The 4,663-nt window shown below is 64.2% G+C and carries 6 protein-coding genes; all 6 read right to left on the reverse strand.

Annotated elements, in window-relative coordinates:
* Positions 1-166: 166 nt before the first annotated feature.
* The 6 genes from Q8O80_RS15000 to Q8O80_RS21610 all read right to left on the reverse strand — a co-directional run bounded on the left by Q8O80_RS15000 (position 167) and on the right by Q8O80_RS21610 (position 4,627).
* A complete protein-coding gene (locus Q8O80_RS15000; protein WP_305580648.1) occupies positions 167-1,384 on the reverse strand; it encodes a hypothetical protein in 1,218 nt (405 codons plus the stop codon).
* Positions 1,385-1,469: 85 nt separating this feature from the next.
* Positions 1,470-1,946, reverse strand: a complete 477-nt coding sequence (locus Q8O80_RS15005; RefSeq protein WP_305580650.1) for an RT0821/Lpp0805 family surface protein — start codon at positions 1,944-1,946, stop codon at positions 1,470-1,472.
* Positions 1,947-2,004: 58 nt separating this feature from the next.
* A complete protein-coding gene (locus Q8O80_RS15010) occupies positions 2,005-3,378 on the reverse strand; it encodes a HAMP domain-containing sensor histidine kinase (RefSeq protein WP_305580652.1) in 1,374 nt (457 codons plus the stop codon).
* An 11-nt stretch (positions 3,379-3,389) separates the two neighbouring features.
* Positions 3,390-4,049: a response regulator transcription factor gene (locus Q8O80_RS15015; protein ID WP_305580654.1), complete on the reverse strand. Its 660-nt coding sequence runs from the start codon at positions 4,047-4,049 to the stop codon at positions 3,390-3,392.
* A 29-nt stretch (positions 4,050-4,078) separates the two neighbouring features.
* Positions 4,079-4,372: a hypothetical protein gene (locus Q8O80_RS15020; RefSeq protein WP_305580656.1), complete on the reverse strand. Its 294-nt coding sequence runs from the start codon at positions 4,370-4,372 to the stop codon at positions 4,079-4,081.
* Between the two features lie 60 nt (positions 4,373-4,432).
* Positions 4,433-4,627: a type II toxin-antitoxin system HicA family toxin gene (locus tag Q8O80_RS21610; RefSeq protein WP_371136216.1), complete on the reverse strand. Its 195-nt coding sequence runs from the start codon at positions 4,625-4,627 to the stop codon at positions 4,433-4,435.
* Positions 4,628-4,663 lie beyond the last annotated feature (36 nt).

Raw genomic sequence — 4,663 nt, forward strand, 5'->3', positions numbered from 1 at the left:
GCGCCGATCCACAGGCCGCAATTGGCGTGGTGTTGCGGGCGGTCGAGAACGGCAGCATTGCGCTGCTTGCGGCGCCCTTCGCCCGGGCCGGTCGCACTGCCGCGGTGCGGGAACAGGGCCGGGCCATTCCGGTGCGACTGACGGCGCCCTATCGCGGCGCTGGAAACTAGCTGCTGCGTTCGGCCGAGGCCCGGGCGCGGCGCAGTGTTTCGGCATATTCGGGGTTGAAGCGCACTTCGGCCATCTTGATGCCGGCATCGAGGCGCGCGGCAATCACCGGGTCGGTCGGGTGCTGCCGCACCAGATCGAGGTTGCGCTGCAACTGCATTTCGAGCGCCTCGGCCGACTGGCTCCAGGCCTGGTCGAACACCGCGTTCAACGCCATGGAGGCGCGGCATTCGCGCACTGTCGCCAGCAGATAGACCCCGCTGATGGCGGCCAGGATCTTGTCATTGTCGAGCCGGTCGGCCTTGGGATCGCGGCCGCGGCGCAGCGCCTGATTGAGATCGGGCACCACTTCGCGCAGGCGCGGCTCGATGCGTTCGGAAACCTGTTTGGTCAGCGCTGAGAGATTGGCGGCCCACTGGCTGCCACGCTCGAACTCGATATAGCCGGTCAGGGCGCGCACCAGCCGGTGAAACCGGTACAGGCCGCGACAGATCAGATCAATGTCGGCAAAGGCGCCGGCCGGTTGCAGCAGGTGGATCTGGTTTTGCGCATGCGCCAGCATGGCGTCAACCACCGGCCCGAAGCCGCTGCGCGCGACGGCGACTTCGTTGGCGCTGCCCGAGAGCTTGATGATGGTGGTGATGAGGCGGGTCGGGTTGGCGATCTGGCGCATGGCGGCGTGGAACAGCAGTGCGGCCAGCGGCGGATCGTTCAGCGGCATGGATTGCAACGCAGTGCCCAGCGCGGCATCCTCGCCAATGGTGTTGATGGCTTTGCCAAATGCTGTCGCCTTGGCCAGCAGGGGACGACTGCGCAGCGCGTTGAGCAATTGCGGCAGGGCGGCGCGGGCGTCGTCGCTGCCCAGCATGGCGCGCAGACGACGATTGGCTTCGGGATCGGCTTCGGCTGCCGCCAGCCCGGCTGTCATGCGGGTCATGATCTCGGGCATTTGCGGCCCGAGCCAGGCGGCCGTCAGGCTGCCATCAACCAGTTGCTCGGGTGAAATGATATCGGCACAAAGGTCGCGGCAGACCCAGGTCCAGCCCGCCACGACATTGCTGCGACGCAGCGACCCCGGAAACGAGAACGTCACCGGATCTTCAACGATGATCGCGTCAAGCATCCCGGCAAATGGCTTCACCGCCGGGCGCGCAGCACGCGTGGCAGATTTGGCAGCCGGAGCTGGCGGGTCGGTTCGATTGGCAGCTTGGGACATGTAAGCAGTCGGTTGGGAACTATCTTGCCCCAAGCCTAGCGCCCGTTAGTAAATAATCCGTACCGCCCGGGCGAGAGTCTGGCGGTTATGCAGCGCCTTTTTCGACCATCCAATTGCCGTTCTGTTCGCGGCAGGCCGTGCCCTTCTTGACGAATTCGCGGCCACCGACTTTGACGGTGTGGGTGAAATCGCGGCAATCGAGATTATTGACCCGGACATAGGGGCCAACCGCAACCGAGCCCGTGGTGCCCTTGTCACCCGACCAGGCGCGTGGCGCGCCGGGGCGGCCGAACTGCAGCGCATAGAACTGGGCCGTGTTGGCGGCAGCCGAGTCGGCAGCCGACATCAAGGCCAGCGCAGCGGGATCGACAAAGCCGTTCGAGACGCTGGTGGTGGCCAGGGCCTGCTGGGTGGTCTGGGCCGGGCTGGCAACCAGGGGAGCCGCAAAGACTGGCGCGGCGGCGGCAACCGGTGCCTGTACCACCTGGTTCGATCCTGTGCTGGCGCACGCTGCCAGGGTCAGGGCGATAACGGGGGTGGCAATGATGGCGAAACGGTTCATGGGGTCAGGTCTCTGAAGGGTTGGAAGGCTCTTGTTGCGGCAATACGGCGAAAATGCGTCATCCGGCTGCCGCTGGGCCACCGCCCTGGCGCGCTGTTGGCAGGCGCAGCTCGACCAGCAGGCCGCCCAGCGCCGAGCGTTGCAGGGTCAACGTGCCACCATATACATCTACCAGTTCCTTGACGATATCGAGCCCCAAGCCGCTGCCGGGCGTTTTCTCGTCCAGTCTGACACCGCGACGCAACACTTTGTGGGCGTCCTGCTCGCTCAGACCGGCTCCATTGTCGTCGATCCGGATCACCAGATTGCTGCCGACCTCGCCGCGTTCGGCCTCCAGCCGCACCTCCACCTGCCCCGCCGACCACTTGCAGGCATTGTCGAGCAGATTGCCGGCGATCTCCTCGAGATCGGATTCGTCGCCACGAAACCACGGCAGCGCCGGGTCGACAGGCTGCAGGGTAACGCTGACCTCGGGGTGGATCTTGCCCATCACCCGGATCAGCCTTGTGATGATTGCCACGGCGTTGGTTTTCTTGCCAACCACGGCGGTGCGGGCCGTCAGCCGCGCCCGCTCCAGATAGCTGCCGACAATGGTGCTCATCTTGTCGCTTTCGGCCAGCACCACGCTGGCCAGTGCACCCTGGGTGGCGGCCGCCTCATTGCGCAACACGGCGATCGGGGTTTTCAGGCCATGCGCCAGATTGCCGACCTGACTGCGGGCGCGTTCAATGATCTGGGTATTGGAGCGCAGCAATTCGTTGACCTCTTCGGCCAGGGGCGCGATTTCACGCGGATAGCTGCCGGTAACCGCCGCGCTGTCGCCCTCGCGCACGCTTTCAATGGCCGCACTCAGCCGGGCAATCGGGCGCATGGCGAAACGGGCGACGATAAAGCTCATCATGGCCAGCATGACCCCCACCGCCCCCAGCACGATGAATGCCTGGCCGCGAAAATCGCCGACCAGTTCAAGGATTTCGCTGAGATTGCCGGTGACCGCGATTTCGTAGGAGCGCGGCCCCAGCGTCACCGTGCGCTCGATCACGCGCAGGCTGGTGCCGAACGCATCGTCCATCACGGTGCTGGCGCGTCCGGTCGGGCTGGCCGGCCCGGCAATGTCGGGCATTTCGATCCCGACCACCGAGGGCGACAGATTGTACAGCGTGCCGTCAACATCACGGATCACCCAATACCAGCCCGAACGCGGGCGGCCGAAGCGGGGATCGGTCAGGGCAATGGCCTGGCTTTGCGGATCGCCGGTTTCCAGCAGTGCCCCGGCCAGGCTCTCAATATGGAAATTGAGCGTTTCCGACAATGAGCGATCGAGCGCCCGCGAATACAGGTCGGTCAGCAGAAAGCCGGTGGTGACCAGCGCCACGATCAGCCAGCCGGCCGATAACCAGAACAGCGATGCGGCGATCGAGCCCTTGCGCATGGACAGGGCGATCAGTCTTCCGCGATCTGGTAGCCCAGCCCGCGCACGGTCTGGATGCAGTCCTCGGGCAGCTTCTTGCGCAGCCGCCCGACAAACACCTCGATGGTGTTGCTGTCGCGGTCAAAATCCTGATCGTAGAGGTGCTCGGTCAGTTCGGTGCGCGAAATGACCTTGCCCTTGTGATGCATCAGATAGCTGAGCAGGCGCAGTTCGTGGCTGGTCAGCTTGACCGACTGGCCCTCCACCGTCACCTTGCCCGAGCGGGCATCGAGCCGCACCGCGCCCGAGACAATTTCGTTGGAGGCAAGCCCGGCAGCCCGGCGCACCAGGGCGCGAATGCGCGCCAGCACCTCTTCCATGTGGAACGGCTTGGCGACATAGTCGTCGGCGCCGGCATCGATGCCCTGTACCTTGTCGCTCCAGCGGTCACGCGCCGTCAGCAGCAGCACCGGCGTGGTCTTGCCATTGCGGCGCCAGCTTTCCAGCACCGACAGGCCGTCCATTTGCGGCAGGCCGATATCGAGCACGATGGCGTCATAGGGTTCGGTATCGCCCAGAAAGTGGCCTTCATCGCCATCAAAGGCCACATCGACGACATAGCCGCCTTCGGTCAGCGCCTCTTTCAGCTGGCGATTGAGATTGACGTCATCTTCGACAACGAGAATGCGCATTGCCTGGCCCCCACATGCAGGAATTGAGTCTACTGCGCCGGCAGAACCAGGTTCTGCGCCGCGCCCGAGGCCTCCAATACGCCGATGTGATAAACGAGTCGGCCGCCCTCGTCACACACCGCAACATTGAGGATTTTGGCGCTGCCGTCTATGCCGGCCGCCGCCAGCACGGCATCAAGCGACATGATCTGCCCCGACGCCACCGCCTCCTGGATCTGGCGGTTATCGAGACATGCCTGCGCATTGGCCGGAGCGGCGCCGGCCAACCCAATGGCCAGCGCGACGGCGACCGGCGCAAGGATTTTTGAGGTCAAGGTTTTCATGGCAGCAACATAGGAGGAGATTGCTGAATGGGACATGAATGGGGCAAAGCGGCCAAAACCTTAGAGCTTCGTGCTGCTGCCAGAGTCCCGCAGAATGGCATTTGCGGTGTGCCGGCTCATCAGGTTGCGTGGTATGATCAGGATTATGCCCTGAGCATTCGTCCACTTTTCATGAGACCCTTTCGCATGGGTCAGGTAGCGAAAGCCATTGGCTCGCAACACTTTGACGACGGCCGAATAATAGCCGTCGACCATTCACGCGGCTTTGCCGACTGGTCGCTGCCAGAGGAT

This window comes from Devosia sp., assembly GCF_030689745.1.
Classification (GTDB): Bacteria; Pseudomonadota; Alphaproteobacteria; order Rhizobiales; family Devosiaceae; genus Devosia; species Devosia alba.

Excerpts from the sequence above, each read along its gene's own strand:
- Q8O80_RS15000 (WP_305580648.1), bottom strand. The coding sequence starts at position 1,384 with ATGTCCCAAGCTGCCAATCGAACCGACCCGCCAGCTCCGGCTGCCAAA.
- Q8O80_RS15005 (WP_305580650.1), bottom strand. The coding sequence starts at position 1,946 with ATGAACCGTTTCGCCATCATTGCCACCCCCGTTATCGCCCTGACCCTG.
- Q8O80_RS15010 (WP_305580652.1), bottom strand. The coding sequence starts at position 3,378 with ATGCGCAAGGGCTCGATCGCCGCATCGCTGTTCTGGTTATCGGCCGGC.
- Q8O80_RS15015 (WP_305580654.1), bottom strand. The coding sequence starts at position 4,049 with ATGCGCATTCTCGTTGTCGAAGATGACGTCAATCTCAATCGCCAGCTG.
- Q8O80_RS15020 (WP_305580656.1), bottom strand. The coding sequence starts at position 4,372 with ATGAAAACCTTGACCTCAAAAATCCTTGCGCCGGTCGCCGTCGCGCTG.
- Q8O80_RS21610 (WP_371136216.1), bottom strand. The coding sequence starts at position 4,627 with ATGGTCGACGGCTATTATTCGGCCGTCGTCAAAGTGTTGCGAGCCAAT.